The organism is Nitratireductor sp. ZSWI3 (assembly GCF_024655565.1).
In the GTDB taxonomy this organism is placed as follows: Bacteria; Pseudomonadota; Alphaproteobacteria; order Rhizobiales; family Rhizobiaceae; genus Nitratireductor.
In genome coordinates, this window is the sequence record NZ_JANKOF010000001.1 from 96,081 (window position 1) to 119,908 (window position 23,828).

Annotated in this window: 22 protein-coding genes; 19 read left to right on the forward strand and 3 right to left on the reverse strand. The window is 65.4% G+C overall.

Annotated elements, in window-relative coordinates; genetic code table 11:
• Window positions 1–18: 18 nt before the first annotated feature.
• The 7 genes from NUU27_RS00435 (at window position 19) to nadC (ending at window position 7,328) form a co-directional block, all read left to right on the forward strand.
• Window positions 19–516: a TRAP transporter small permease gene (locus tag NUU27_RS00435; protein ID WP_257760054.1), complete on the forward strand. Its 498-nt coding sequence runs from the start codon at window positions 19–21 to the stop codon at window positions 514–516.
• On the forward strand, window positions 513–1,790 hold the full coding sequence (locus NUU27_RS00440; protein WP_257760055.1) for a TRAP transporter large permease: 1,278 nt from the start codon (window positions 513–515) through the stop codon (window positions 1,788–1,790). The genes NUU27_RS00435 and NUU27_RS00440 overlap by 4 nt, the downstream gene beginning before the upstream one ends.
• A 9-nt stretch (window positions 1,791–1,799) precedes the next feature.
• On the forward strand, window positions 1,800–2,840 hold the full coding sequence (locus tag NUU27_RS00445) for an L-idonate 5-dehydrogenase (protein WP_257760056.1): 1,041 nt from the start codon (window positions 1,800–1,802) through the stop codon (window positions 2,838–2,840).
• 119 nt (window positions 2,841–2,959) lie between these two features.
• Window positions 2,960–3,901: a hypothetical protein gene (locus tag NUU27_RS00450; RefSeq protein WP_257760057.1), complete on the forward strand. Its 942-nt coding sequence runs from the start codon at window positions 2,960–2,962 to the stop codon at window positions 3,899–3,901.
• A gap of 61 nt (window positions 3,902–3,962) precedes the next feature.
• On the forward strand, window positions 3,963–4,937 hold the full coding sequence (gene nadA, locus NUU27_RS00455) for a quinolinate synthase NadA (protein ID WP_257760058.1): 975 nt from the start codon (window positions 3,963–3,965) through the stop codon (window positions 4,935–4,937).
• Window positions 4,934–6,463 carry an L-aspartate oxidase gene (locus NUU27_RS00460; RefSeq protein ID WP_257760059.1) on the forward strand — a complete coding sequence of 510 codons (1,530 nt, stop codon included), beginning with the start codon at window positions 4,934–4,936 and terminating at the stop codon, window positions 6,461–6,463. Before nadA ends, NUU27_RS00460 begins: the two co-directional genes overlap by 4 nt.
• 4 nt (window positions 6,464–6,467) lie before the next feature.
• On the forward strand, window positions 6,468–7,328 hold the full coding sequence (gene nadC / locus NUU27_RS00465; protein ID WP_257760060.1) for a carboxylating nicotinate-nucleotide diphosphorylase: 861 nt from the start codon (window positions 6,468–6,470) through the stop codon (window positions 7,326–7,328).
• Window positions 7,329–7,331: 3 nt separating this feature from the next.
• Here the strand turns inward: nadC and NUU27_RS00470 are convergent, their stop codons facing one another.
• Window positions 7,332–8,099 (reverse strand): IclR family transcriptional regulator, encoded by a 768-nt coding sequence (locus NUU27_RS00470; protein ID WP_257760061.1) that lies wholly within the window; start codon window positions 8,097–8,099, stop codon window positions 7,332–7,334.
• Window positions 8,100–8,240: 141 nt separating this feature from the next.
• On the opposite strand from NUU27_RS00470, the gene NUU27_RS00475 reads away from it, so the two are divergent.
• The 8 genes from NUU27_RS00475 (at window position 8,241) to NUU27_RS00510 (ending at window position 16,698) form a co-directional block, all read left to right on the forward strand.
• Entirely contained in the window at window positions 8,241–8,990 is a 750-nt protein-coding gene (locus tag NUU27_RS00475) for an SDR family oxidoreductase (protein ID WP_257760062.1), read from the forward strand.
• A 7-nt stretch (window positions 8,991–8,997) separates the two neighbouring features.
• Window positions 8,998–10,575, forward strand: coding sequence for a sugar ABC transporter ATP-binding protein (locus NUU27_RS00480; RefSeq protein ID WP_374565112.1), 1,578 nt, complete (start codon window positions 8,998–9,000; stop codon window positions 10,573–10,575).
• Window positions 10,572–11,579, forward strand: coding sequence for an ABC transporter permease (locus NUU27_RS00485; protein WP_257760063.1), 1,008 nt, complete (start codon window positions 10,572–10,574; stop codon window positions 11,577–11,579). Before NUU27_RS00480 ends, NUU27_RS00485 begins: the two co-directional genes overlap by 4 nt.
• Window positions 11,580–11,662: 83 nt before the next feature.
• Window positions 11,663–12,610, forward strand: coding sequence for an ABC transporter substrate-binding protein (locus NUU27_RS00490; RefSeq protein ID WP_257760064.1), 948 nt, complete (start codon window positions 11,663–11,665; stop codon window positions 12,608–12,610).
• 68 nt (window positions 12,611–12,678) lie between these two features.
• Window positions 12,679–13,533, forward strand: a complete 855-nt coding sequence (locus NUU27_RS00495; protein ID WP_257760065.1) for a fumarylacetoacetate hydrolase family protein — start codon at window positions 12,679–12,681, stop codon at window positions 13,531–13,533.
• Window positions 13,533–14,828 carry an L-fuconate dehydratase gene (locus tag NUU27_RS00500; protein ID WP_257760066.1) on the forward strand — a complete coding sequence of 432 codons (1,296 nt, stop codon included), beginning with the start codon at window positions 13,533–13,535 and terminating at the stop codon, window positions 14,826–14,828. The genes NUU27_RS00495 and NUU27_RS00500 overlap by 1 nt, the downstream gene beginning before the upstream one ends.
• Window positions 14,825–15,865 carry an aldo/keto reductase gene (locus NUU27_RS00505; RefSeq protein WP_257760067.1) on the forward strand — a complete coding sequence of 347 codons (1,041 nt, stop codon included), beginning with the start codon at window positions 14,825–14,827 and terminating at the stop codon, window positions 15,863–15,865. The genes NUU27_RS00500 and NUU27_RS00505 overlap by 4 nt, the downstream gene beginning before the upstream one ends.
• Window positions 15,866–15,867: 2 nt before the next feature.
• Entirely contained in the window at window positions 15,868–16,698 is an 831-nt protein-coding gene (locus NUU27_RS00510; protein WP_257760068.1) for an amidohydrolase, read from the forward strand.
• Between the two features lie 387 nt (window positions 16,699–17,085).
• On the opposite strand, the gene NUU27_RS00515 is transcribed toward NUU27_RS00510, so the two are convergent.
• Window positions 17,086–18,102: a LacI family DNA-binding transcriptional regulator gene (locus tag NUU27_RS00515; RefSeq protein WP_257760069.1), complete on the reverse strand. Its 1,017-nt coding sequence runs from the start codon at window positions 18,100–18,102 to the stop codon at window positions 17,086–17,088.
• Window positions 18,103–18,277: 175 nt separating this feature from the next.
• Between NUU27_RS00515 and NUU27_RS00520 the strand changes: the two genes are divergently transcribed.
• From NUU27_RS00520 to NUU27_RS00535, 4 genes are all read left to right on the forward strand, one after another.
• Window positions 18,278–18,838: a gluconokinase gene (locus NUU27_RS00520; protein WP_257760215.1), complete on the forward strand. Its 561-nt coding sequence runs from the start codon at window positions 18,278–18,280 to the stop codon at window positions 18,836–18,838.
• 23 nt (window positions 18,839–18,861) lie between these two features.
• Window positions 18,862–19,881, forward strand: a complete 1,020-nt coding sequence (locus NUU27_RS00525) for a TRAP transporter substrate-binding protein (RefSeq protein ID WP_257760070.1) — start codon at window positions 18,862–18,864, stop codon at window positions 19,879–19,881.
• A 176-nt stretch (window positions 19,882–20,057) separates the two neighbouring features.
• Window positions 20,058–20,639: a TRAP transporter small permease subunit gene (locus NUU27_RS00530; RefSeq protein WP_257760071.1), complete on the forward strand. Its 582-nt coding sequence runs from the start codon at window positions 20,058–20,060 to the stop codon at window positions 20,637–20,639.
• Window positions 20,639–21,964 (forward strand): TRAP transporter large permease subunit, encoded by a 1,326-nt coding sequence (locus NUU27_RS00535; RefSeq protein WP_257760072.1) that lies wholly within the window; start codon window positions 20,639–20,641, stop codon window positions 21,962–21,964. Before NUU27_RS00530 ends, NUU27_RS00535 begins: the two co-directional genes overlap by 1 nt.
• A gap of 57 nt (window positions 21,965–22,021) precedes the next feature.
• Here the strand turns inward: NUU27_RS00535 and NUU27_RS00540 are convergent, their stop codons facing one another.
• Window positions 22,022–23,818, reverse strand: a complete 1,797-nt coding sequence (locus tag NUU27_RS00540; RefSeq protein WP_257760073.1) for a gamma-glutamyltransferase family protein — start codon at window positions 23,816–23,818, stop codon at window positions 22,022–22,024.
• Window positions 23,819–23,828: the final 10 nt, after the last annotated feature.

A 23,828-nucleotide genomic window follows, 5' to 3' on the forward strand; every position in this document is an offset into this window, starting at 1 on the left:
TGAGAGGCAGGTGAGCAGATGAAGCAGATATTGGGTACGGTCACATGGCTCAGCAGGCTTGGGACGGGCGCTGCGTTTGCCGTGCTGATCCTCGCCGTCGGCATGCAGGTGCTCGGCCGTTCGGTCCTGGCGGATTCCCCGGTGTGGACGGAGGAGCTGACGCGCTTTGCCCTGCTGTTCCTGGCCGCCTTCGGCGCGGGCCTTTCCTATCGCAGCGGCGATCTCGTCAATGTCGACCTGATCTGCGAATCGCTGCCCGGGCGCTGGCCGCTGCGGCTGCGTTTCGTTTCGGCGCTTGCCACGGCTTTCCTGTGCATCCTGTTGCTAATGCCCGCCTGGACCTTCGCGTCCATCGGCGCGCTGCAGACATCGCCTGCGCTCGGCTGGCGGATGACCTTCATTCACGGATCGATCCTCGTGCTGCTCGTTTCCCTTGCGGTTTTCTCGGTCCTGCGAGCCATCGGCATCTTGATCGGCGAAGCCGGACCCGATGCTGGTGAAGGAGAGGCTCGATGAATCTTGCGATCCTCATAGGAGTCTTCCTGGGCGGTCTGGCGGTTGGCATTCCCGTCGCCGTCACGCTGGGGCTCGCATCGATGGCCTACCTGCTCGCGGCCGGCATTCCGCTGGTGGTCATGCCGCAGAAAATGTACGCCGGCATCGATGTGTTCGTCCTGCTGTGCATTCCCGGCTTCATCCTGGCGGGCAACCTGATGAACGGGGGAGGCATCACCGGCCGCATCATCCGCTTCGCCAACGCCCTCGTCGGGTGGGCGCGCGGCGGCCTCGGCCTCACCAACGTCGCGGGGTCCATGCTCTTCGGCGGTATCTCCGGCACCGCCGTGGCGGACGCGGCGGCCATCGGCGGCATGATGATCCCCGGCATGAAGAAGGCGGGGTATCCGGCCGATTTTTCCGCCGCAGTCACGGCGGCCTCTTCCACCGTCGGGCCGATCATTCCGCCCAGCGTGCCGATGATCATCGTCGGAGCCCTGTCTGGCATTTCGGTCGGCAAGATGTTCATTGCCGGGGCGGTGCCGGGCATCCTGATGGGGGGCGCGATGATGGTGACCACCTATCTCATCGCCCTGAAGCACGGTTTCCCGCGCCAGCCCTGGCAGGGCGTGCGGGAACTCGGCCGGTCGTTCCTCGGAGCGTTCTGGGCCATCGCGATGACGGCGCTGATCATCGGCGGGCTCCTGAGCGGCCTCGCCACGCCCACCGAAACGGCGGTTGTCGCCAGCATCTATGCGTTCGTCGTCGGCAGCTTCGTCTATCGCGAGCTGCCGCTTCGCGCGGTGCCGCGCATCCTCGTCGACAGCGCCGTTTCCTCCGCCGCCATCCTGGTGCTGGTGGGATTTGCGAATGTGTTCGGCTGGATTCTCGTGTCGGAACGCATTCCGCAGATGATCGCCTCCGCTGTGCTGTCGCTCACCGACAACAAATATCTCGTCATTCTGCTCATCAACCTCTTGTTGCTGTTCGTCGGGATGTTCATGGAAACCATCGCCGCGCTCATCATCCTGTTCGTGCCGCTGCTCACGCTGGCCACGAGCGTCGGCGTCGACCCGCTGCATTTCGCCACCTTCGCGGTGCTCAACCTGATGATCGGCCTGACGACGCCGCCGGTCGGCGTCTGCCTGTTCATCTGTGCCAACATCGCCAAACTGCCGCTGACACCGGTGGTGCGGGCGATCGCGCCGTTCCTGCTGACCAATGTGATCGTGCTGCTCCTGGTCTCGTATGTGCCGGGCTTCGCGACCTGGCTGCCTTCCGTCCTGTTGCCCTAGGAGTAGTGGATGCAAACGCGCGTCTGTAGATTGTACGACAAGCATGACCTGCGGATCGAGACGGACACCGTCGGGGAGCCCCAGGCCGGCGAGGTCCTGATCGCCATCGGGGCCGGTGGCATCTGCGGCTCCGATCTGCACTACTATCACGATGGCGGATTCGGCCCGATCCGGGTGCAGCAGCCGATCATCCTCGGCCACGAGGCGGCGGGCACCGTCGAGGCGGTCGGCACGGGTGTCGGCGACATCAGGCCGGGCGACCGGGTCGCGCTCAATCCGAGCCGCCCCTGCGGCCACTGCGCCTATTGCGCCGAGGGCCTTTCCCAGCATTGCCTCAACATGCGCTTCCTCGGATCGGCACTTCGATTTCCGCATGAACAGGGTGCCTTCCGCGAGCGCATGATCGTCGATGCCGGTCAGTGCGAAAAGATCTCGGACGGTACCTCGCTGGCCGAGGCCGCCTGCGCCGAGCCGCTGGCGGTCTGCGTTCATGCCGGCCGGCGCGCCGGGAGCCTGCAGGACAAACGGGTGCTGGTGACCGGCGCCGGGCCGATCGGCTCCCTGTGCGCTGCGGTGGCGCGCCATGCCGGCGCTCGCGAGGTCGTCGTTACGGACCTCAAGGATGCGGCGCTCGCCGTTGCCGCCGAAATGGGGGCGACACGCACCGTCAACGTGGCCAAGGATGCCGCCGGCATGGATGCCTATTGTGCCGACAAGGGGTATTTCGACGTCGTTTTCGAGTGCTCCGCGGCCGCACCGGCGATGCGCGCCGCCCTTGCCGCGGTGCGTCCGCTCGGCACCATCGTGCAGGTCGGCGTGACGGGCGATCTTCCGGTGCCGATCAACGTGCTTGTCGGCAAGGAAATCAGCCTGAAGGGAACGCACCGCTTCCATGCGGAATATGCCGAGGCCGTGCGCCTGATCGACGAGCGCGTGATCGACGTGAAGCCGATCATAACGGGGACCTATGCCCTCGAGGACGCGGTTGCGGCGTTCGCCGTCGCCGGCGATCGCTCGCGCTCGGTGAAGGTCCAGCTGCGCTTCGATTGAGTGGTGGCCGCCGGCTCTTGTGGGCATTCGGCGGCGTGGCTCGTTTTTGTCGTTTCCCGATTGTATGCAACGATTGAACAGGCAATGTTGCACCATGAGGAAGGGCGAGCGCTTCACCGATGGATGAGACCCGCGGAACCGAGACGGACCGTGACGTCCAGATCGACCTTATCGCTGTCCTGGTCGCCGTTATCGCGGGAACGCCGTCGGTGCTGACGATCGGCGGCGGAGACAAGCTGCCGTCGGGTCCGTTCGAGCTGGGGCACCGCTCCCTGCAGTCCGGTCTGCGCGCCTGGGTGGAGCGACAGACCGGCCATCCGCTCGGCTACATCGAGCAGCTCTACACATTCGCCGACCGCGACCGGTTCGGACGCGGAGCGGGACGGGCCATATCGATCAGCTATCTCGGGCTGACGCGGCCGGAGGAGGTGGACGGCTCCGCCGAGTCCCGATGGACGCCCTGGTACGCGCACTTTCCGTGGGAGGATCATCGTGCCGGCCTTCCCGCCGTGCTGGCCGAAAAGATTGAGCCCGGCTTGAAGAAGTGGGCCGCCAGTGGCGGCGACGGGCAAGCGCAGGTGGCGCGCTGGCAACGCGCGAGCAGCATCTTCGGCTTCGACGACCGATCCTGGAACGAAGAGCTGGTGCTGCAGCGCTACGAGCTTCTTTATGAGGCCGGGCTGGTGGCGGAGGCGCATCGCAGCCATGGGCCGCAGGCGGGCGACGCGCCGGGCAAGCCGATGTTCGCCGATCATCGACGCATCCTGGCGACGGCCCTTGCCCGGCTGCGCACCAAGATCAAGTACCGTCCGGTCGTTTTCGAGCTGATGCCGCCCGTCTTCACGCTGCTGCAGTTGCAGCGCACTGTCGAAGCTCTGTCGGGGCGTCTCGCCCACAAGCAGAATTTCCGGCGCCTGATCGAGCAGCAGGAACTGGTGGAGGAAACCGGCGAGACGGCATCCGACACGGGCGGGCGCCCCGCCAAGCTGTTTCGCTTCCGCCCCTCCATTCACATGGAGCGAACCCTTATGGGAACGCGTGTTCCGATAACCCGCTCTTGACTTATGCTTACATTGAGCATAAGTGGCTTATACTCTAAATGAGTATAAGAGAGGGTGAGCCATGCATGATCCTTCGGCCCGCGCCGACGCGCTTTACGACAAGGTGCGCCACGTCATTCCGCCGATGGAATGGCCGGTCTTTCGAGACGATGTCGCGGCAATTCTCGAGCTGAAGCGGCAACGCGATGCGGTGATCCTGGCGCACAACTACCAGACGCCGGAGATCTTCCATTGCGTGGCCGACATCGTCGGCGACAGCCTCGCGCTTGCCCGCAAGGCAATGGAGGTCGAAGCCGGCGTGATCGTCCTGGCCGGCGTGCATTTCATGGCTGAGACGGCCAAATTGCTGAATCCCGGCAAGACGGTGCTGATCCCGGACACGGAGGCGGGTTGCTCGCTGGCCGAATCCGTGACGCCCGCCGATGTGCGTCTGATGCGCGAGCGCTATCCGGACGTGCCCGTCGTCACCTACGTCAACACCTCGGCTGCGGTGAAGGCGGAGGCCGACATCTGCTGTACCTCGGGCAACGCCCGCCAGGTGGTGGAATCCCTCGGATCCTCGCGGGTCATCATGATCCCGGACGAGTTCCTCGCCCAGAACGTCGCCGCGGAGACCGATGTCGAGATTATCGCCTGGAAAGGGCATTGCGAGGTGCACGAGCTGTTCGAAGCGAGCGACATCCGCGAGTTGCGCGAGGCGTATCCGGGCGTCACGGTGCTCGCCCATCCGGAATGTCCCCCGGAGGTGGTCGCCGAGGCCGATTTTTCCGGATCGACCGCTGCCATGACGGACTATGTGGCGACGCGCAAGCCGCCGCGTGTCGCCCTGATGACGGAATGCTCGATGAGCGACAACGTTGCCGTTGCCCATCCGGATGTCGAGTTCGTCCGTCCGTGCAATCTGTGCCCGCACATGAAGCGCATCACGCTCGCCAACATCCGCGAGGCGTTGGAGCACGATCGCCACGAGGTGACGATCGACCCCTTGGTGGCACGCCGTGCGCGGCTGTCCGTCGAGCGGATGCTGGCCGTATGAGCCCTCGCGGTCTTGACGGTCGGCCGGTCATCATCGGGAGCGGCATCGCCGGCCTGATGACGGCCCTCTCATTGGCGCCGGAGCCCGTGGTGCTGATCACGAAAGCGTCTCTCGGCGCCGCGTCTTCGAGCGAACTCGCCCAAGGCGGACTGGCCGCAGCGCTCGGTGTCGACGACGATCCGGCTCTGCATCAGGCCGATACGGTGGCGGCGGGCGCCGGGCTTTGCGATGTCGCGGTTGCGCGACGCGTCGCGGAGGCCGCGCCCGCTGCCGTCGAGCGGCTGGTCGGGTTCGGCGTGCGGTTCGACCGGACGGCAAACGGGAGCCTCGCGCTGGGGCTCGAGGCGGCCCATTCCCGTCGTCGCATCCTTCACGCGGCCGGTGACGGGACAGGCCGCGAGATCATAAGGGCGTTGGTCGACAGGGTGCAGAGCACGCATTCGATCACGGTGCTCGAGCACGTCGAAGTGCGCCGGCTCATTACCGGGGACGGCCGGGTGCTTGGGGTCCTGGCGCAGCATGCAGACGGTCCGGTCCGGCTCGCGACCGACAGCGTCGTGATCGCCACCGGCGGCGTCGGCGGGCTGTTCGCCGACACGACCAACGCGCCTGGCTGCTGGGGACAGGGGTTGATGCTCGCTGCGTCCGCCGGCGCGGAGCTGGCCGATCTCGAGTTCGTCCAGTTTCATCCGACCGCGCTTCATGGCGCGTCCCGTCCCATGCGTCTGATCAGCGAGGCCGTCCGCGGCGAGGGAGCCGTGCTGGTCGATGAGACGGGGTGGCGTTTCCTGGAAGAGGTTCCGGGGGCCGAGCTTGCCCCGCGCGACGTGGTGACCCGCGCCGTGACGGCGCATCTGCGGAACGGGCATTCCGTCTTTCTCGACGCAAGGCGAAGCCTGGGCGCAGCCTTCGCAGAACGCTTTCCGACCATCGACGCGCATTGTCTAAGCGCGGGCATCGATCCGGCCCGCGATCTCGTTCCGATACGCCCGGCAGCGCATTACCATATGGGCGGCATCGCGGTGGACGATATGGGGCGCAGCACGGTGGAAGGCCTGTGGGCCTGTGGTGAAGCCGCCTGCACCGGGCTCCACGGCGCGAACCGTCTGGCCAGCAATTCGCTGGTCGAGGCGGCGGTGTTCGCCGATCGCGTGGCGCAGGATATTTCCGGCAGGCCGGCGCGTGCGGTCCGCTCGTGCCCCACGGTCGGCATGCCCGCAAGGCCGGACCCCGAAGCCGTGCGCGGCATCGTTTCCGCAGCGCTCGGGATCGTGCGTCACGGCGACGAGCTGCGCCGCGCGATCGCCATCTTGTCGCCCGTGGCCGGCACGAATGACGCAGCCGCTCTGGCGCTGATGATAGCGGTCGCGGCCCTCGAGCGAGAGGAAAGTCGCGGCGCACACTGGCGCGCCGATTTTCCACACCAGAGTTCGATCGCCCTCCATTCGCGCCTGACGCTTCGGGACGCGATGGCGGCGTCTTCCCGCATTGTCGGCGAACCGGCATCACTGGTACGGAGTGCCTGACACCATGACCCTTGCGCCTCTCCCGATCGTCATGCTGGAACCCCTGGTGCGGGCGGCTTTCCTGGAGGATCTCGGTCGCGCCGGCGACATCACGACCGCGGCGATCGTTCCTGCCGACCTGTGCGAGGCGATGGTTCTTTGCAGCCGGCAGACGGGCGTTGTGGCCGGGCTCGACCTGGCCATGCTCGCCTTCCGCCTCATCGACCCGTCGCTCGAATTCGCGGTGCAGCGCGCGGATGGCAGTGCGGTGCGGCCGGGCGATGTGATCGCCAGCGTGAGCGGCCCGGCGCGCGGTCTGCTGACCGCGGAGCGCACGGCTCTCAATTTTCTCTGCCATCTGAGCGGCATCGCCTCGGCGACGCGTCAGGTGGTCGAGGCGGTGCAGCAATATCCCGCTCACATCGTCTGCACGCGCAAGACGACGCCCGGCCTGCGGGCGGTGGAGAAATACGCCGTGCGCGCCGGCGGCGGCTCCAACCACCGCTTCGGACTCGATGACGCCGTGCTCATCAAGGACAATCACATCGCCGTCGCGGGCAGCCTGCGCACCGCCATCGAAAGGGCCCGGGCGCATTGCGGCCACATGGTCAAGATCGAAGTGGAGGTCGACACGCTCGACCAATTGGAGGAAGCGCTGAAGACCGGTGTCGACGCGGTGCTGCTCGACAACATGATGCCGGAAACGCTCGCCCTTGCGGTCGCCATGGTGGGCGGACGGGCGATCACCGAGGCTTCGGGCCGGGTCACGCCGGAGACCGCTCCGGCCATCGCCTCGACCGGTGTCGACCTGATCTCCATCGGCTGGCTGACCCACAGTGCGCCGATCCTCGACATCGGGCTCGACCATGCCGGGCAGGGCGGCTGACGATCAGATGATCGACAGTTTCTCGGCGACCGCCTGCAGCGAAGCGAGCGCGGTTTCCACGTCGGCCACGTTCTCCGTGTCCAGGCGCTGGAAATAGGGGCAGGTGAGGACGGCGAGCGCATCGCCGGAAGGGGCGAAGACGGGAACCGAGATGTCGCGGACGCCGACCAGCTGCAGGCTCTCGCCGATGCGATAGCCTTTGCTGCGCACGTCTTCGAGCGCGCTCTCCATGCCGGCCAGATGGCGCGCCTGATCGGCGCTCCCCCATATGGCGAGGGTCTCGTTGCGCCGCTCCGGGCTCTGGAAGGCGAGCAGGGTCTGTCCCGATCCCGTGGTGAGCAGGTCGAGCTGGGCGCCCGTGCGCAGCCGAAACTCCCAGTTGGCGGGGCTGCTCGCCTGGGCGATGACGATGGCATGGCCGCGCTCCGGTGCCACCAGATGCACGGATTGCTGGGTCTTTCGGGCGAACAGATCCATCAGCGGCAGGGCGCGCGCCACCAGGCGGCGCAGGGGCGGATGCTGGCTCCCGAGCATGAACAGCTTCATGGTCAGCGTGTAGCGGTCGCCCTCGATGGAGCGGCTCACATAGTTGCGCGCCACCAGCCGCTCGAGCATGCGGTAGATCTCGCTCGGGCCGCGCCCCATGGCCTTGACGATCTCGGCCCGCGTCAGGCCGTTGGCCTGGCTCGACAGGAGCTCCAGAATGTCGAGCCCTTTGTCGAGAGCCGGCGCGCGATAGCGGTCTTCGGTGGCAGTTTTCTTGCTGTTCAAATGCTCGTCCTCCGAACGCCTGCTTTGATGAGGCGGAAGCGCCTTTGTCAACTTAGTTGTTGCAAAGAGCTTTTATATATGAATAGAATGTTCGTATATAAACGATGATCGAGCTTCGGCTCAACAGGGAGGAGTCATCGTATGCGACTTCAGGGCAAGCGGATTCTCATCTCGGCCGCGGCGCAGGGCATGGGCCGTGCCAGCGCGCTCGCCTGTGCGGCGGAAGGCGCATCGGTCGTCGCCGTCGATATCGATGAAGACGGGCTTGCAACGCTCGCCGGCGAGGGCAACGGCATCGAGGTGCACCGTCTCGATGTCCGCGACCGGGCCGCGATCGACGCGCTGGCAGCGCGGACCGGCGGGCTGGACGGCCTCTTCAATTGCGCGGGCTTCGTTCATCACGGCACCGTTCTCGACGTCTCGGAAGAGGACTGGGCGTTCAGCGTCGATCTGAACGTGACCTCCATGTACCGCATGACCCAGGCGTTCCTGCCCGCCATGCTGGAGCGTGCCGGCGAGACGGGCGGTGCCGCCATCCTCAACATGGCCTCCATGGCCTCTTCCATCAAAGGCTTCGTGAACCGTGCCGTCTATGGCACGACCAAGGCCGCGGTGATCGGCCTGACCAAGTCGATCGCGGCGGATTTCGTCACCCGGGGGCTGCGCTGCAACGCGCTTTGCCCCGGCACCGTCGACACGCCCTCGCTGCGTGGCCGCATCGCCTCGGCGGCGGATCCGGTGCAGGCGGAGAAGGACTTCATCGCCCGCCAGCCCATGGGGCGGCTTGCGACCGTCGACGATATCACGCCGCTCGTCGTGTACCTGCTGTCGGACGAGAGCCGGTTCATGACGGGGCAGGCCGTGCTTGTCGATGGCGGCGTGACGATCTGACGATCCGATGATGGCTGCGGTGTCCCCTTACGAGATGCCCGAGGCCGGTTCCGGCCATCGCCAGCCGGTCGTCTCCATGCGCCGGATCGAGAAGCGCTTTCCCGGTGTTCACGCGCTGAAGAACGTGCAGTTCGACCTCATGCCGGGTGAAGTGCACGCGCTCATGGGCGAGAACGGCGCCGGCAAGTCGACCCTGATGAAGATCCTGTCGGGCATCTACCCCAAGGACGACGGCGAGGTGCTGATCGATGGTCGGCCGACGGACGTCCCGAGCCCGCGTGCCGCGCAGGATCTGGGTATAAGCATCATCCATCAGGAATTGAGCCTGATGAACGATCTGACGGCGGCGCAGAACATCTTCATCGGCCGCGAACCCCGGCTGAGCTTCGGCCGCCTGGACGAGACGGCGCTCAACCGGCGGGCAGCCGAGATCTTCGCCTCCATGAACCTCAAGCTCGACCCGCGCGCGCTCGTGGGCCGGCTGACCATCGCCAAGCAGCAGATGGTGGAGATCGCCAAGGCCCTGTCCTTCAATGCGCGTGTCCTGATCATGGATGAGCCGACCGCGGCCCTCAACAACGCGGAGATCGAGGAACTGTTCATCATCATCCGCCGACTGAGGACGGAAGGCGTCGGCATCATCTACATCTCGCACAAGATGGATGAGCTGAAGCGCATCGCCGACCGGGTGACGGTGATGCGCGACGGGCAGCATGTCGGCACGGTGGCGGCGGCCGATACGCCAGTCGATCGCATCATCGCCATGATGGTCGGTCGGGCGCTGGCCGACAGCGCGCTCACCGTGCCCGATCTCGCCGGCGCGCCGGTGGCGCTTGAAGTGAAGGGGCTGGCGCGCGGGCGGGAAATCCGCGATGTCAGCTTTTCTGTGAGGAAGGGAGAGATTCTCGGCTTTGCCGGCCTCATGGGAGCCGGGCGGACGGAGGTGGCGCGAGCAATCTTCGGGGCGGACCCGCGCGAGGCCGGCGAGATCATCGTCGATGGTGTGCGGCGCGACATCCGGACGCCGGCAGACGCTGTGGAAGCCGGCATCGGCTATCTTTCGGAAGACCGCAAGCATTTCGGCCTGGCCGTCGGCATGGATGTGCGCGCCAACATCGCCATGGCCAGCATCGGCCGCTTCACGCGCCGCTTCGGCACGCTCGACGAGACCGCCATGCGCGATGCGGCGCGCGCCTATATCGAGCAACTGACGATCCGCACGCCGTCGGACCGGCAGGAAGTGCGCCTTCTGTCCGGCGGCAACCAGCAGAAGGTGGTGATCGCCAAGTGGCTGCTGCGCGACTGCGACGTCCTGATCTTCGATGAGCCGACACGGGGCATCGACGTCGGCGCCAAGAGCGAGATCTACAAGCTCCTGAACGGCCTTGCCGCCCAGGGGCGGGCGGTCATCGTGATCTCGTCGGAGCTCCCCGAGGTGCTGAGGCTCAGCCACCGCATCGCCGTGATGTGCGAAGGGCGGTTGACCGGCATTCTCCCGGGCGGCGCCGGGACCAGCCAGGAGGACATCATGCGTCTTGCCACGCAACGTGAGAGCGTTATGCAGCCGATGGGAGGGATGCAATGAGCACCGTTGAAGCAAGCCCGCGCGCCAGCCTTGCCGCGCGCCTCTTCCAGTCGGGGGCGCATCAGAAGCTGCTTGCCTTCGCGAGCCTGGTGATCCTCCTGATCGGCTTCTCGCTTGCCTCGCCCAGCTTCATGCAGACGTCGAACATCATCGCCATCCTGCAGGCGACGTCGGTGAACGGCGTGCTGGCCATCGCCGCGACGCTGGTGATCATAACCGGCGGCATCGACCTGTCGGTCGGCACGCTGATGACCTTCTGCGCGGTGATCGCCGGCGTCGTCCTGACCTATTGGGGCATGCCGCTGCCCGTCGGCATCGTTGCGGCGATCGCCGCCGGAGCCCTGTGCGGTCTCACCTCGGGAACCTTCGTCGCCAAGATGAAGATACCGCCCTTCATCGCCACCCTCGGCATGATGTTGATGCTGAAGGGGCTCTCGCTGGTCATCTCGGGCACGCGGCCGATCTATTTCAACGACACGCCGGGCTTCACCGAAATTTCGCGCGGCTCGCTGATCGGCGCGGTCATTCCGGGCCTGCCCATCCCCAACGGCGTGCTCATCCTTTTCCTGGTGGCGATGGCGGCGAGCTACATCCTCGGCCGCACGGTGCTTGGCCGCTACACCTTCGCGCTCGGATCCAACGAGGAGTCCGTGCGCCTGTCCGGAGTGAACACGGATGCCTGGAAGATGGCCGTCTATGCCCTGGCCGGCGGCATCTGCGGCATTGCCGGATTGCTGATCGCATCGCGCCTCAACTCGGCCCAGCCGGCGCTGGGCCTCGGCTACGAGCTGGAGGCGATCGCCGCCGTCGTCATCGGAGGCACGTCGCTTGCCGGCGGGCGTGGCTCCATCCTCGGCACGCTGATCGGTGCGCTCATCATGGCGGTCCTGGCAAACGGATTGCGCATCCTGTCGGTCGCACAGGAGTGGCAGACCGTGGTGACGGGCGCGATCATCATTCTCGCCGTCTATGCCGACATGATGCGCAAGCGCCGCATGGGCTGAGCTCAACGAAGAAGAGGGCGGGCAACGCCCCGGAATCTCGCCAGATCGAAGAGTGAGTGTGAACGGAACCGGAGGAGACAAACATGTTCACGAGACGCGCAATGCTGGGCGCCATCAGCGCCGCAGCCCTCATCGCCAGCGGTGTCGCCGCCGCGGCGCAGGACAAGGTCTACATCCCGCTGATCTCGAAAGGCTTCCAGCACCAGTTCTGGCAGGCGGTCAAAGCCGGCGCGGACAAGGCGGCTGCCGAGTTGGATGTCGAGGTGACCTTCGAGGGCCCCGACAACGAGACCATGGTCGATCGGCAGATCGACATGCTGGCCGCCGCTCTTGCCAAAAAGCCGGCGGCCATCGGCTTTGCCGCGCTCGACAGCCAGGCGGCCATCCCGCTTCTGAAACAGGCCGACGAAGCGGGCATCCCGGTGATCGCCTTCGATTCCGGCGTCGACAGCGACATTCCCAAGGCGACGGCATCGACCGACAATGTGTCGGCTGCGGCGCTCGCCGCCGACAAGATGGCTGAACTGATCGGCGGCGCGGGCAAGGTGGCGGTTGTCGCCCATGACCAGACGAGCCGGACCGGCATCGATCGGCGCGACGGCTTCGTCAACCGCATCGGCGAGAAATATCCCGACATCGAGATCGTCACCATCCAGTATGGCGGTGGCGATCATCTGCAATCGACGGAAATCACCAAGTCGATCCTGCAGGCCAATCCGGATATCAAGGGCATCTTCGGCACCAATGAGGGCTCGGCGATCGGCGTCGTCAACGGCGTGCGCGAAATGGACCGCAAGGAGGTGGTGATCATCGGCTACGATTCGGGCACCCAGCAGAAGCAGGCGATCCGCGACGGGCTGATGGCCGGTGCGATCACGCAGAATCCCGTCGGCATCGGCTACGAGACGGTGAAGGCCGCCGTCGCCGCCGCCAGGGGCGAGGAAGTGCCCGACACCATCGACACCGGGTATTATTATTACGACAAGACCAACATCGACGATCCGGAAATCGCTGCCGTGCTGTATGACTGACGGGTCTTCAAACCGGCTCCGGGGAGGTATCGTGCCCCGGAGCTTCCTTCCAACCGACAGGATTTGACATGAAACTTCTGCGCTATGGGCCGCGCGGCCAGGAAAAACCGGGCCTTCTGGACGAAACGGGAAAGGTGCGCGACTTGTCGGGCATCATCGCCGATGTTGCGGGTGCCGCGCTTGCACCGGAGACGATCGCCAGGCTCGCGGCACTCGACCCGGCCGGCCTGCCGCTGGTGGAAGGCGAGCCTCAGGAGGGCCTGCGCCTCGGCCCATGCGTGGGAAGCGTCGGAAAATTCATCTGCATCGGCCTCAACTACGCCGACCATGCGGCCGAAACCGGTGCGGAGATCCCCAAGGAGCCGATCATCTTCAACAAATGGACCTCGGCGATCGTCGGTCCGGATGACGACGTGCAACTGCCGCGCGGCTCCACCAAGACCGACTGGGAAGTGGAACTGGGCGTCGTGATCGGCAGGGGCGGCAAATACATCGACGAGAAGGACGCGCTCGGCCACGTGGCCGGATACTGCGTCGTCAACGACGTCTCCGAGCGCGAATACCAGATCGAGCGCGGCGGCACGTGGGACAAGGGCAAGGGCTGCGACACGTTCGGCCCGATCGGCCCGTGGCTGGTGACGCCGGACGAGGTGGGCGACATCGACAGCCTTGCCATGTGGCTTGAGGTGGATGGCAGGCGCTTTCAGGACGGCTCGACGGCGACGATGATCTTCAAGGTGCCCGAACTCATCGCCTATGTCAGCCGCTTCATGAGCCTGCAGCCGGGCGACGTGATCTCCACGGGAACCCCGCCGGGGGTCGGCATGGGGCAGAAGCCGCCGGTCTATCTCAAGGGCGGCGAAGTGATGCGGCTCGGCATCGACGGCCTCGGCGTGCAGACGCAGAAAGTCGTGGGCGGATAATGACCAGGATCACCGGCCTGCGCACCGTCGACGTGCGTTTTCCGACGTCGGAGCATCTGGACGGATCGGATGCGATGAACCCCGATCCGGACTACTCGGCCGCCTATGTGATCCTGGAAACGGATACGGGGCACGAGGGCCACGGGCTGACCTTCACCATCGGCCGCGGCAACGACATATGTTGTGCGGCCATCGAGGCGATGCGCCACCTCGTGGTCGGGCTCGACATGGGGTGGGTGGCCGCCGATATGGGCCGCTTCTGGCGCCACGTCACGTCCGACAGCCAGTTGCGGTGGATCGGTCCCGACAAGGGAGCGATCCATCTGGCGACCGGCGCGGTGGTGAACGCCGTGTGGGATCTGTGGGCCAAGCTGGAAGGCAAGCCCGTATGGCGTCTCCTGGCCGAGATGAGCCCCGAGGAATTGGTGCGGTGCATCGACTTCCGCTACATCACCGACTGCATCACGCCGGACGAGGCGCTGGCGTTCCTGCGCGCGAAAGCCGAGGGCAAGGCGGAGCGGATCGCCACGCTCGAGCGCGAAGGCTATCCCTGCTACACGACCTCTGCCGGCTGGCTGGGCTATGCGGACGAGAAACTGCGCCGGCTCTGCCGCGAGGCGGTGGATGCCGGCTTCCGGCACATCAAGATGAAGGTGGGGCGCGATCTCGACGATGACATCCGCCGGCTGACCATCGCCCGCGAAGAGGTCGGCCCCGACGTGAACCTGATGATCGACGCCAATCAGGTGTGGGAGGTGGACCAGGCGATCGACTGGGTGCGAAAGCTCGCTTTCGCCAGGCCCTGGTTCATCGAGGAGCCGACCAGCCCCGACGACATCGAAGGTCATCGCAGGATCCGCGAAGCCATCGCACCCATTCAGGTGGCCACCGGCGAGATGTGCCAGAACCGCATCATCTTCAAGCAGCTCATCATGCGCGGCGCGATCGATGTCGTGCAGATCGATTCCTGCCGGCTGGGTGGCGTGAACGAAATCCTTGCAGTCATGCTGATGGCCGCGAAACACGGGCTGAAGGTCTGTCCGCATGCGGGCGGGGTGGGGCTGTGCGAATATGTGCAGCATCTCTCCATGATCGACTACGTCTCGATTGCCGGAACGCGCGAAGGGCGGGTGATCGAGTTCGTCGATCATCTGCATGAGCATTTCGTCGATCCCTGCGTGATCCGCGATGCCGCCTATATGCCGCCGACGGCGCCCGGCTTCTCCATCGAGATGAAGCCTGCCTCGCTCGAGAAATACCGGCACAAGGCAGCCAAGGACGTCGTTCCGGCATGAAGGCGTCCGACGCGGTGGCACTGCGCGGCGGCGCTCATCGAGGGGTGATGCTGACCCGCATGGGGTTCGGCGGCGCGCCGCTCGGCAACCTTTATCGCCGCGTCGAGGAGGAGGACGCACAGGCTGCTCTCAAGGCCGCCTTCGATGGCGGGATGCGCTACTTCGATACGGCCCCGCAATATGGCCTGGGGCTTTCCGAAGAACGCTTCGGGCGCGCCATCGCACGCTTCGGCCGCGAAGCCGTCACGCTGTCCACCAAGGTCGGTCGGCTTCTCGAGGAGTGCGGTCCCGATGAGGTGACGCCGACCGCCTTCGTCGACACACCCCACAGGCGGATCGTCTACGACTACACCTATGACGGCGTGATGCGCAGCCACGAAGCGAGCCTCGCCCGGCTCGGCGTCGAGAGCATCGACATCCTCCTGGTGCATGACGTGGACGTGTTCACCCATGGCAGCCGGGCGGCCAGCGAGGCACGGGTGCGCGAACTGTTCGATGGCGGCGGCTACAGGGCGTTGCGGGAGCTGAAAGCCGACGGCCGCGTCAGGGCAATCGGTGCGGGTGTCAACGAGTGGCAGGTCTGCGAGAGGCTCCTCGGCCTCGGCGAATTCGACGCGTTCCTGCTGGCGGGGCGCTACACGCTTCTCGAGCAGGAGGCGCTCGACAGCTTCCTGCCGCTTTGCGTGCAACGCGACATCGGCATCATCCTCGGCGGACCCTACAATTCCGGCATCCTGGCCACCGGCGCCGTCGACGGCGCGCGCTACAACTATGCACCGGCGCCGGCTTCCATCCTGGAGCGTGTGCGCCGCATAGAGGCGGTCTGTGCCGGTCACGGCGTGCGGCTCATCGAGGCGGCGCTGCAATTCGTGATGGGGCATCCGGCCGTGCGCACGGTCATTCCCGGCGCGACCACGGCGCAGGAGGTGGAGGCGAACGTCACCTTGTTCTCCCGCCGGCTGCCCGAAGGCCTGTGGAGTGATCTGAAAGCCGAAGGGCTGATCCGGCCCGACGCGCCGACACCGGCGGAGGGCTGAAAGTGCCGAGGATCGACGCCCATCAGCATTTCTGGCAGCTCTCCCGCGGTGACTATGGCTGGCTGACGCCGGCGCTTTCCGCCATCTATCGCGACTTCATGCCCGAGGACCTTGTGCCGCTTCTCGAAGCGGAAGGCATCGATGGTACGGTGCTGGTGCAGGCCGCGCCCAGCGATGCGGAGACGGAATTCCTGCTGTCGCTCGCCGATCGCCACGACTTCGTCAAAGGCGTGGTCGGATGGGTGGACTTTGCCGCCGATGAGGCGCCGTCCCGGATCGATGCGCTGGCGGCCCATCCCCGTTTCAAGGGGCTGCGGCCGATGATCCAGGACCTGCCGGACACCGAATGGATGCTCCGGCCCGAGCTGGACGAGGCTTTCCGGGCGCTGATCGGGAACGGTCTCGTTTTCGATGCGCTGGTTCTGCCAGGGCATCTTCCGGCGCTCATCGAACTCGTCGACCGTTATCCCGGCATGCGGGTGGTGATCGACCATTGCGCCAAGCCCGAGATCGCCGGGGGTGGGATCGACACATGGGCGCGCGGCATGTCGGAGCTCGCGAAGCGGGAACAGGTGTCCTGCAAACTGTCCGGCCTTGTGACGGAGGCGGGGAAGGATTGGAGCCCCGACCGGCTGCAACCCTATGTCCGGCATGTGCTGCAGGTGTTTGGTGCCAGCCGCCTGATCTGGGGCAGCGACTGGCCGGTCTGCACGATGGCCGCAAGCTACGCCGACTGGTGCAGGGCGACCGAAGCGCTGCTGGCATCCTGCGCCGCCGAGGATCATGCGAAGATCCTGGGCGGGAATGCCGTGAGGGCCTACGGCCTGGTCTAGATCGTTACCTGTTTTGACGGAAGCGATCGGCCGTGGTTTCGGCCCAGCGGTGTCGCGCCCTTCACACCCCCCTTCTGGCCTGACGGCCATCTCCCCCTCAAGGGGGGAGATTAGCAGACCGCGCCGTATCGCATCCCCTGCAACGCTGGACGGTTGGTCAAAATCCCTGCGGCCGTCCAATCTCCCCCCTTGAGGGGGAGATGCCCGGCAGGGCAGAGGGGGGTGTGAAGGGCGCCAGACGCTTCAAGCAACACGGATACTCTAAGCAGAATTCGGCTTGCGGCTGGAGCGGGATGAGGAAAAGTGTGAAGCGGTTTTCCACCCGCATCCCGCTCTAATTTCTTGAAAGCGATCGCGTTTATGATTCTGGATTGATTCAATCCAAAATCATCGCGATCTAGTGCTGCTGCGTTTCCTGAGTTCGAATCCCAGATCGACCACCGCACCGCTGCGGGGCCGGCCTTGTGCGATCGCATCCACCAGCAATTCCACCGCCCGCCGGCCCATGTCGTGCCGGAACGTGCGGATGCTGGTGATGGGGGGCTCTGCGGCGGCCATCATCTCCAGGTCGTTGAAGCCGCAGATTCCCAGTTGCCCGGGAACCGCGATCCGTCGCCGCTGCGCCTCGAAAAGGACTCCCAGCGCCAGGTCGTCATTGTTGCAGAACACGCAATCCAGATCGGGAGCGCGCTCGATCAGCTCGGCGAAAAGCTGCGCGCCCAGCGTCACCGAGGACGCCGCGGTCGTCGTGATGACCCGCTCCTCCGCGTAAAGCCCGGCTTCGGTCGCCACGTCGCGAAAGCCGCGGAAACGCCGCTGCGAACGCGGGTCCATCCTGGCGCCGGCAAATCCCGGCCGCCTGTATCCCTGCTCGATCAGGTGTGCCGTGGCGGTTCGCGCCCCTTCGTAATGGGAGAAGCCGATCATGAGATCGATCGGATCCTCGTCGATTTCCATGATCTGCACCACCGGGCACGCCGCGTTCTTCAGCAGCGCCCGCGACGTTTCCGATTGGTCTATGCCGGTGACGATGAGGCCGGCGGGCTTCTGGCTCAGAAAGACCTTCAGGAGGTCCTCCTCCTTCAGCGAGGAGTAGCGCGTGTTGCCGAGCTGGATGTCGAAGGGCGTGTTTTCGACCGCGGTGTAGATGCCGAGCAGCACCTCGGAAAACACGTTGTTGGTCACCGAGGGGATGAGGACGCCGATCACATCCGTCCGGCTGGAGGCGAGGGCTCTCGCCGCCCGGTCGGGGACATATCCCAGCTCGTCGATGGCCCGGGCGATCTCTTCGCGAAGCTGGGGAGAGACCTTCTCGGGGGTTCGAAGCGCCCGCGATATGGTGATTGCGCTAACACCAACGCGGGACGCCACATCCGCCAGGGTCACTCTCTTGAAACCGCTCATGAATTCCGCCGCGTGATAGAATCTTGCGCGGAAGTGTATGTCGGGTGCTTGACAAGCGCCAGCATTCATTGAAATGTTAGCGCTAACAAATGGATCGACGCGGCCTGCTGCCAAGGACGGCCGGCGGCGTCGATGGAGGAGTTTGGTGACCGGTCGCTACAGAAATTTCGTCGTCATGGGCGTCTGCGGTGTGGGAAAGTCGACCGTTGCCCGGCGGCTGGCCGAAGCCTGCGGGGGACATTTCCTTGAGGGCGACGCTTTCCATGCGCCGGAGAGCATCCGGGCCATGTCGCAGGGCACGCCGCTGACCGATGAAATGCGTCTGGGCTGGCTCGAGCGCATCGCCCAGGCGGTCGGCGCCCTGAATGCCGGTGACGAGGCTCCCGTGATGATCGCCTGCTCGGCGCTGAAGCGCGGTTACCGCGACCATCTGCGCGAAAGGATCGGGCCGCTCGCGCTTCTTTATCTTCATGGCGACCCCGATCTCATCCGTCAGCGCCTTGTGTCACGCAAGGATCACTTCATGCCTGCGGCTCTGCTGGAGAGCCAGCTGCGCGATCTGGAGCCGCCGGATGCTGTTTCCGAACAGCCCACGCAGCCGCTCGACGTCGCGCAAAGCGTCGAGGCGCTGATGGATCGCGCGATAGGATTTTGCCGGCGTCAAGGTGCCAGCGCCGGTGGACCAGGCCCGCAGGAGCATGCTCGCTCCGCCGGCAGGATCCATGAGGAAAATTGACACCCAGTCCAGGAGGAGACGTTATGAAACCGATCTTGAAATCAGTGCTCACGCTTGCCGCGACGCTTGCCCTGTCGGGCATCGCCGCCGCGCAGGATTATTCGTTCAAGTTCCAGTCGAGCGACCCGGCCGGCAACCCGAATTTCGAGCTGCAGCAGGGATGGGCCAAGGCGCTCGGGGAGAAAACCGGCGGTAAGGTGAAGGTCGAGCTTCTCCCTGTCGGTTCGGTGGTGGAACACCAGGAGACGCAGGACGCCATCGCCGCCGGCATTCTCGACGGCCACATCACCGACACGTCTTATTTTGCCGGCAAAGACCCGGCATTTGCCCTCATCGCCAACCCTGTGGGCGCCTGGTCCGATCCCCAGCAGATGTTCGATTTCATGGCCGAAGGTGGCGGCAAGGAACTGATGAACGAGCTGGTCGAGCCTTATGGGCTGCACTTCATCGGCGCCACGACGCCGGGGCTTGAGGCTTTCGTGTCGAAAGTGCCCCTCGACGGCGTGGACGATCTGAAGGGGCTCAAGCTGCGTGCTCCGGAGGGGCTGGTGCAGCAGGTTTTTGCCGCGGCGGGCGCCGCCCCGGTCAATCTTCCGGGCTCGGAGGTCTTCACCTCCCTCGACAAGGGCGTGATCGAGGCTGCCGACTATACGGTGTTCTCCACCAACCAGGCGCAGGGACTGAACGATGTGGCTCCGCACCCTGTCTATCCCGGGTTCCATTCCATGCCCCTGGTCGAGATTTCCATGAACAAGGAAAAGTGGGACGCCCTGCCCGACGATATCAAGGCGGCCTTTGAGGAAACCGTCGCCGAATTCGCGCAGCACCAGGTCGCCGAGCTCGCCAAGAGCGATCTGGAAGCTGTCGCAGCCGCCAAGGAAGGTGGGAAGATCACGGTCCACGACTGGTCGGCGGAAGAACGCGCCAAGTTCCGCAAGATCGCCATCGGCGAATGGGAGAAGGCTGCCGCCAAGTCGCAGAACGCGCAAAAGGTCTACGAGGTTCTGACGGCCTACCTGACCGAGAAGGGACTGGTTCAGTAAGGCAGTGCATCAATTCCGGCGGCGGCACCTAGAGCGGAATGAGGAAAAGTGTGACGCGGTTTTCCGCCCGCATCCCGCTCTAATTTTTTGGAATCGATCACGTTTATGATTTTGGATTGATTCAATCCAAAATCATCGCGATCTGAGGCGGCCGCCGGCCATTCTGGGAGGATGAAATGGCGAATGACGACGGCCGTCTCGAGGAGACGCTGGAAGGAGACACCGCACAGGGAGCCATTCGCGAGGCCGGCCTTCTCGGACGTCTGATCGACCGCGGCGGTATCCTCTTCGCGGTCGGCATCGTTGTGGCGATGCTGATTCTCATCCAGGAAGTCATCCTGCGCTATGTCTTCAATGCACCGACGATCTGGGCGCATGAGACGACGGTCTTCCTGTGTGCCGTCGCCTTCGTCTATGCGGGGCTCTACTGCACCGCTCGCAACACCCACATTCGCGTCGTCCTTCTCTACGACCTCGCGCATGGCCGGGCGCGGCGCTTGCTCGATGCGGTCATCTCCCTCGTCTGCATGGTGGCGGCCGCATTCTTTGCCTGGGCCGCGTGGCTGATGGTCAAACGGGCGGTTCTGCGGCCCGACGGAAGCGTCCGCTTCGAGACCTCCGGCAGCGCCTGGGATCCGGCCTTTCCGGCCTATCTGAAGCTGTTCCTGCTCGCCGTGCTGGGGTTGATGGCGCTGCAGTTCCTGGTGCTCGCCGTCAACTATCTGCGGGCGGCCTTCTCCGGCGGGGAGACCCGTTGATGGAGGGGCTCGACGTCTTATTCGATCTCAAGGCCCTGGGCATCGAATATGGCACGCTTGCCATGTTCGCCATGCTGTTCGCTCTGTTGCTGCTGGGCATCCCGCTTGCATATGTGACCCTGCTCGTCGCATTGATCTTTGCCGTCGGCTGGTTCGGCCCCGCCTCCGTGCCGCTGATCACCAGCCGGGTCTATTCCTTCGTCTCCTCCTTCGTGTTCGTGTCGGTGCCGATGTTCGTGCTGATGGCCGCGCTCCTCGACCGGTCCGGCATCGCCCGCGACCTGTTCGATGCGATGAAGCTGGTCGGCGGGCGCATCCGCGGGGCCGTGGCGGTGCAGACGATCTTCGTTGCGGTGGTGCTTGCCGCCATGAGCGGCATCATCGGTGGCGAGATCGTGCTGCTCGGCCTCTTGGCGCTGCCGCAGATGCTGCGCCTTGGCTATGACCGCAATCTGGCGATCGGGGTCATCTGCGCAGGCGGCTCGCTCGGCACCATGATTCCCCCGTCGATCGTGCTCATCATCTATGGGCTGACGGCCAACGTCTCCATCGGCGATCTGTTCACCTCGTCCTTCCTGCCGGGCTTCATGCTGGCGAGCTTCTATGTCGCCTATGTGCTGGTCCGGTGCTGGATCAATCCCGAGCTTGCACCGCCGCCCGAACCCGATCCGCGGCCGCTGGCGGAGCGGCTGCATCTGCTGCGCGGCCTCATCCTGCCCATCGTCGTCGTGGCGTTCGTCCTCGGCTCCATCTATGGCGGCATCGCTTCCGTCACGGAGGCTTCCGCGGTTGGGGTGGCGGGCGTCCTGCTGTCCACCGTGGTCCGCGGAGAGTTCTCGCTGCAGATGCTGAAGGCCGCTTCCCTTCAGACCTTGTCCACCTGCGGGATGATCGTCTGGATCGGCATCGGCGCCAGCGCCCTGGTCGGCGTCTTCAACCTGATGGGCGGCATCGACTTCGTTTCCGGCCTGCTGACGGGCGTGTCGGACAATCCGACGATCGTCATCCTCGTGATGATGGCGATCCTCTTTCTGCTCGGCATGTTCCTCGACTGGGTGGGCATCGCCTTGCTGACGATGCCGATCTTCGTGCCCGTCGTCAAAGACCTCGGCTACGACCCGGTCTGGTTCGGGGTGCTGTTTGCGATGAACATGCAGGTCTCGTTCCTGACGCCGCCCTTCGGCCCCGCCGCCTTCTATCTGAAGAGCGTGGCACCGAAGGAGATTTCGCTCGGCACCATCTTCCGCGCCTTGCTGCCCTTCATCGCCTTGCAGGTTCTCGCCGTGGCGCTGCTCATCGCGTTTCCGGGCATCACCGGGCGCTGAACCTTCCGAAGCCGGCCGCAAATCGGCGGCAGCCAAGCCGGAAGATATGCGTTCCGGCTATCGGCCGACTGCGTAGGCCTGCATGAGCCTTGGTGTTGCGGCTGCGCGCAGCAGGCCGTTGTCGTCGCGGGCGGCGGCCACCATACGGCCGATGCTCCATTGCGGCATGACGTCGAGCCGGTGGCCGCGCGCCTTCAGCGCGTCGAGCGTCTCGGGCGGGAAGCTTTCCTCGATCGCCAGGTGGCCGGGCTTGCGGTCGCGCGGATAGAACGAGCTCGGGAAATGCGCGGTATGCCACATCGGCAGGTCGATGGCTTCCTGCAGGTTGAACCCGTGATGGACATGGCGGAGGAAGAACTGGAGCTGCCACTGCTCCTGCTGGTCGCCGCCCGGCGTGCCGAACACCATGTAGGGTTTTCCGTCCTTGTGGGCGAGACTGGGCGTCAGCGTCGTGCGCGGCCGTTTGCCGGGCGCCAGACTCGCCGGCAGACCGGGTTCCAGCCAGAACATCTGCGCGCGGCTGTTGAGCATGAAGCCGAGCGAGGGGATCATCGGCGAGGATTGCAGCCAGCCGCCGGACGGCATGGCGGCGACCATGTTGCCCTCTGCGTCGATCGCATCGACATGCACGGTGTCGCCGCGGCGTGCCGAGCGCATGTCGGCCATGGTGGGCTCCGACGACTTGGCCTCGGCGCCCGTTATGCGCGACAGCCGGTCGAGCACGGCGCAGACGCGACCCGACTGGTCCTCGTAGCCGGAGATCGCGCCGGGACGCAGCTCCAGCGACGCCTCCTCGCCGATCAGCTTGCGCCGCTCGTCATTGTAGGCATCCGACAGAAGTGTCTCCGTCGGCACGTCCACGAGGTTCGGGTCGCCGTAGTAGAATTCGCGGTCGGCGAAGGCGAGCTTCATGGCCTCCGTGAGCGTGTGCACGAATTCCGGTCCGCGCGCGTCCATCGCCGAAAGGTCGATCCCCTTCAGCAGGGCCAGGGTCTGCAGGAACACGGGTCCCTGGCCCCAGGGGCCGATCTTGCTGACCGTGTGGCCGTGATAATCATAGGTGACGGGCGCTTCGTAGGTCGCCTGCCAGCCCGCCATGTCGTCCGCGGTGATCACGCCGCGATGGCGGTTGCCGCTTTCGTCCATCACTTCGTTTGCGGCGGCGAAGCGCTCGATCTCCTCGGCCACGAAGCCGCGGTAGAAGGCATCGCGCGCCTTGTCGATCCGGCGTTCGCGATTGCCGCCTGCCGCCTCCGCCTCGCGCAGGACGCGTCGCCAGGTGCCCGCCAGGGCTTCGTTGCGGAACAGCGAGCGGGCCGCCGGCAGTTGGCCGCCGGGAATGAAAGCGGCTGCCGAGGTCGGCCATTCGCGCTCGAAGAAATCCTTGAGCCCTGCAATCGTGTCGGCTACGCGAGGCAGCAGCGGGTGCCCGTTTTCGGCATAATGGATTGCCGGCGCCAGAACGTCGGCAAGGGGCAGGGTGCCGTGGTCGTGCAGCAGCGTCAGCCAGGCGTCGAACGCGCCGGGTATGACGGTCGCGAGCAGGCCGTTGCCGGGGATCAGCTCGAGCCCCTCGCGCGTGTAGTGCTCGATCGTCGCAGCCCGCGGCGTCGTGCCCTGTCCGCAGAGCACTTTCGTTTCTCCGGTGCGTGCCGAATGGAAGACGATCGGCACCTCGCCGCCCGGCCCGACCAGATGCGGCTCGACCACCTGCAGCACGAAACCGGCGGCGACGGCGGCATCGAAGGCATTGCCGCCGCGTTCCAGCATGGCCATGCCGGAGGAGGACGCGAGCCAGTGGGTGGAGGTGACGACGCCGAACGTGCCGAGGATTTCCGGCCTTGTGGTGAACATGTGTGCTGCT

What these genes read in the sequence shown, in the direction of transcription:
- NUU27_RS00540 (WP_257760073.1), bottom strand. Translation starts at nt 23,818, where the DNA reads ATGTTCACCACAAGGCCGGAAATCCTCGGCACGTTCGGCGTCGTCACC.
- NUU27_RS00485 (WP_257760063.1), top strand. Translation starts at nt 10,572, where the DNA reads ATGAGCACCGTTGAAGCAAGCCCGCGCGCCAGCCTTGCCGCGCGCCTC.
- NUU27_RS00450 (WP_257760057.1), top strand. Translation starts at nt 2,960, where the DNA reads ATGGATGAGACCCGCGGAACCGAGACGGACCGTGACGTCCAGATCGAC.
- NUU27_RS00500 (WP_257760066.1), top strand. Translation starts at nt 13,533, where the DNA reads ATGACCAGGATCACCGGCCTGCGCACCGTCGACGTGCGTTTTCCGACG.
- NUU27_RS00445 (WP_257760056.1), top strand. Translation starts at nt 1,800, where the DNA reads ATGCAAACGCGCGTCTGTAGATTGTACGACAAGCATGACCTGCGGATC.
- NUU27_RS00515 (WP_257760069.1), bottom strand. Translation starts at nt 18,102, where the DNA reads ATGAGCGGTTTCAAGAGAGTGACCCTGGCGGATGTGGCGTCCCGCGTT.
- NUU27_RS00505 (WP_257760067.1), top strand. Translation starts at nt 14,825, where the DNA reads ATGAAGGCGTCCGACGCGGTGGCACTGCGCGGCGGCGCTCATCGAGGG.
- NUU27_RS00490 (WP_257760064.1), top strand. Translation starts at nt 11,663, where the DNA reads ATGTTCACGAGACGCGCAATGCTGGGCGCCATCAGCGCCGCAGCCCTC.
- NUU27_RS00495 (WP_257760065.1), top strand. Translation starts at nt 12,679, where the DNA reads ATGAAACTTCTGCGCTATGGGCCGCGCGGCCAGGAAAAACCGGGCCTT.
- NUU27_RS00460 (WP_257760059.1), top strand. Translation starts at nt 4,934, where the DNA reads ATGAGCCCTCGCGGTCTTGACGGTCGGCCGGTCATCATCGGGAGCGGC.
- NUU27_RS00530 (WP_257760071.1), top strand. Translation starts at nt 20,058, where the DNA reads ATGGCGAATGACGACGGCCGTCTCGAGGAGACGCTGGAAGGAGACACC.
- NUU27_RS00440 (WP_257760055.1), top strand. Translation starts at nt 513, where the DNA reads ATGAATCTTGCGATCCTCATAGGAGTCTTCCTGGGCGGTCTGGCGGTT.
- nadA (WP_257760058.1), top strand. Translation starts at nt 3,963, where the DNA reads ATGCATGATCCTTCGGCCCGCGCCGACGCGCTTTACGACAAGGTGCGC.
- NUU27_RS00475 (WP_257760062.1), top strand. Translation starts at nt 8,241, where the DNA reads ATGCGACTTCAGGGCAAGCGGATTCTCATCTCGGCCGCGGCGCAGGGC.
- NUU27_RS00480 (WP_374565112.1), top strand. Translation starts at nt 8,998, where the DNA reads ATGATGGCTGCGGTGTCCCCTTACGAGATGCCCGAGGCCGGTTCCGGC.
- NUU27_RS00520 (WP_257760215.1), top strand. Translation starts at nt 18,278, where the DNA reads ATGGGCGTCTGCGGTGTGGGAAAGTCGACCGTTGCCCGGCGGCTGGCC.
- NUU27_RS00535 (WP_257760072.1), top strand. Translation starts at nt 20,639, where the DNA reads ATGGAGGGGCTCGACGTCTTATTCGATCTCAAGGCCCTGGGCATCGAA.
- NUU27_RS00435 (WP_257760054.1), top strand. Translation starts at nt 19, where the DNA reads ATGAAGCAGATATTGGGTACGGTCACATGGCTCAGCAGGCTTGGGACG.
- nadC (WP_257760060.1), top strand. Translation starts at nt 6,468, where the DNA reads ATGACCCTTGCGCCTCTCCCGATCGTCATGCTGGAACCCCTGGTGCGG.
- NUU27_RS00525 (WP_257760070.1), top strand. Translation starts at nt 18,862, where the DNA reads ATGAAACCGATCTTGAAATCAGTGCTCACGCTTGCCGCGACGCTTGCC.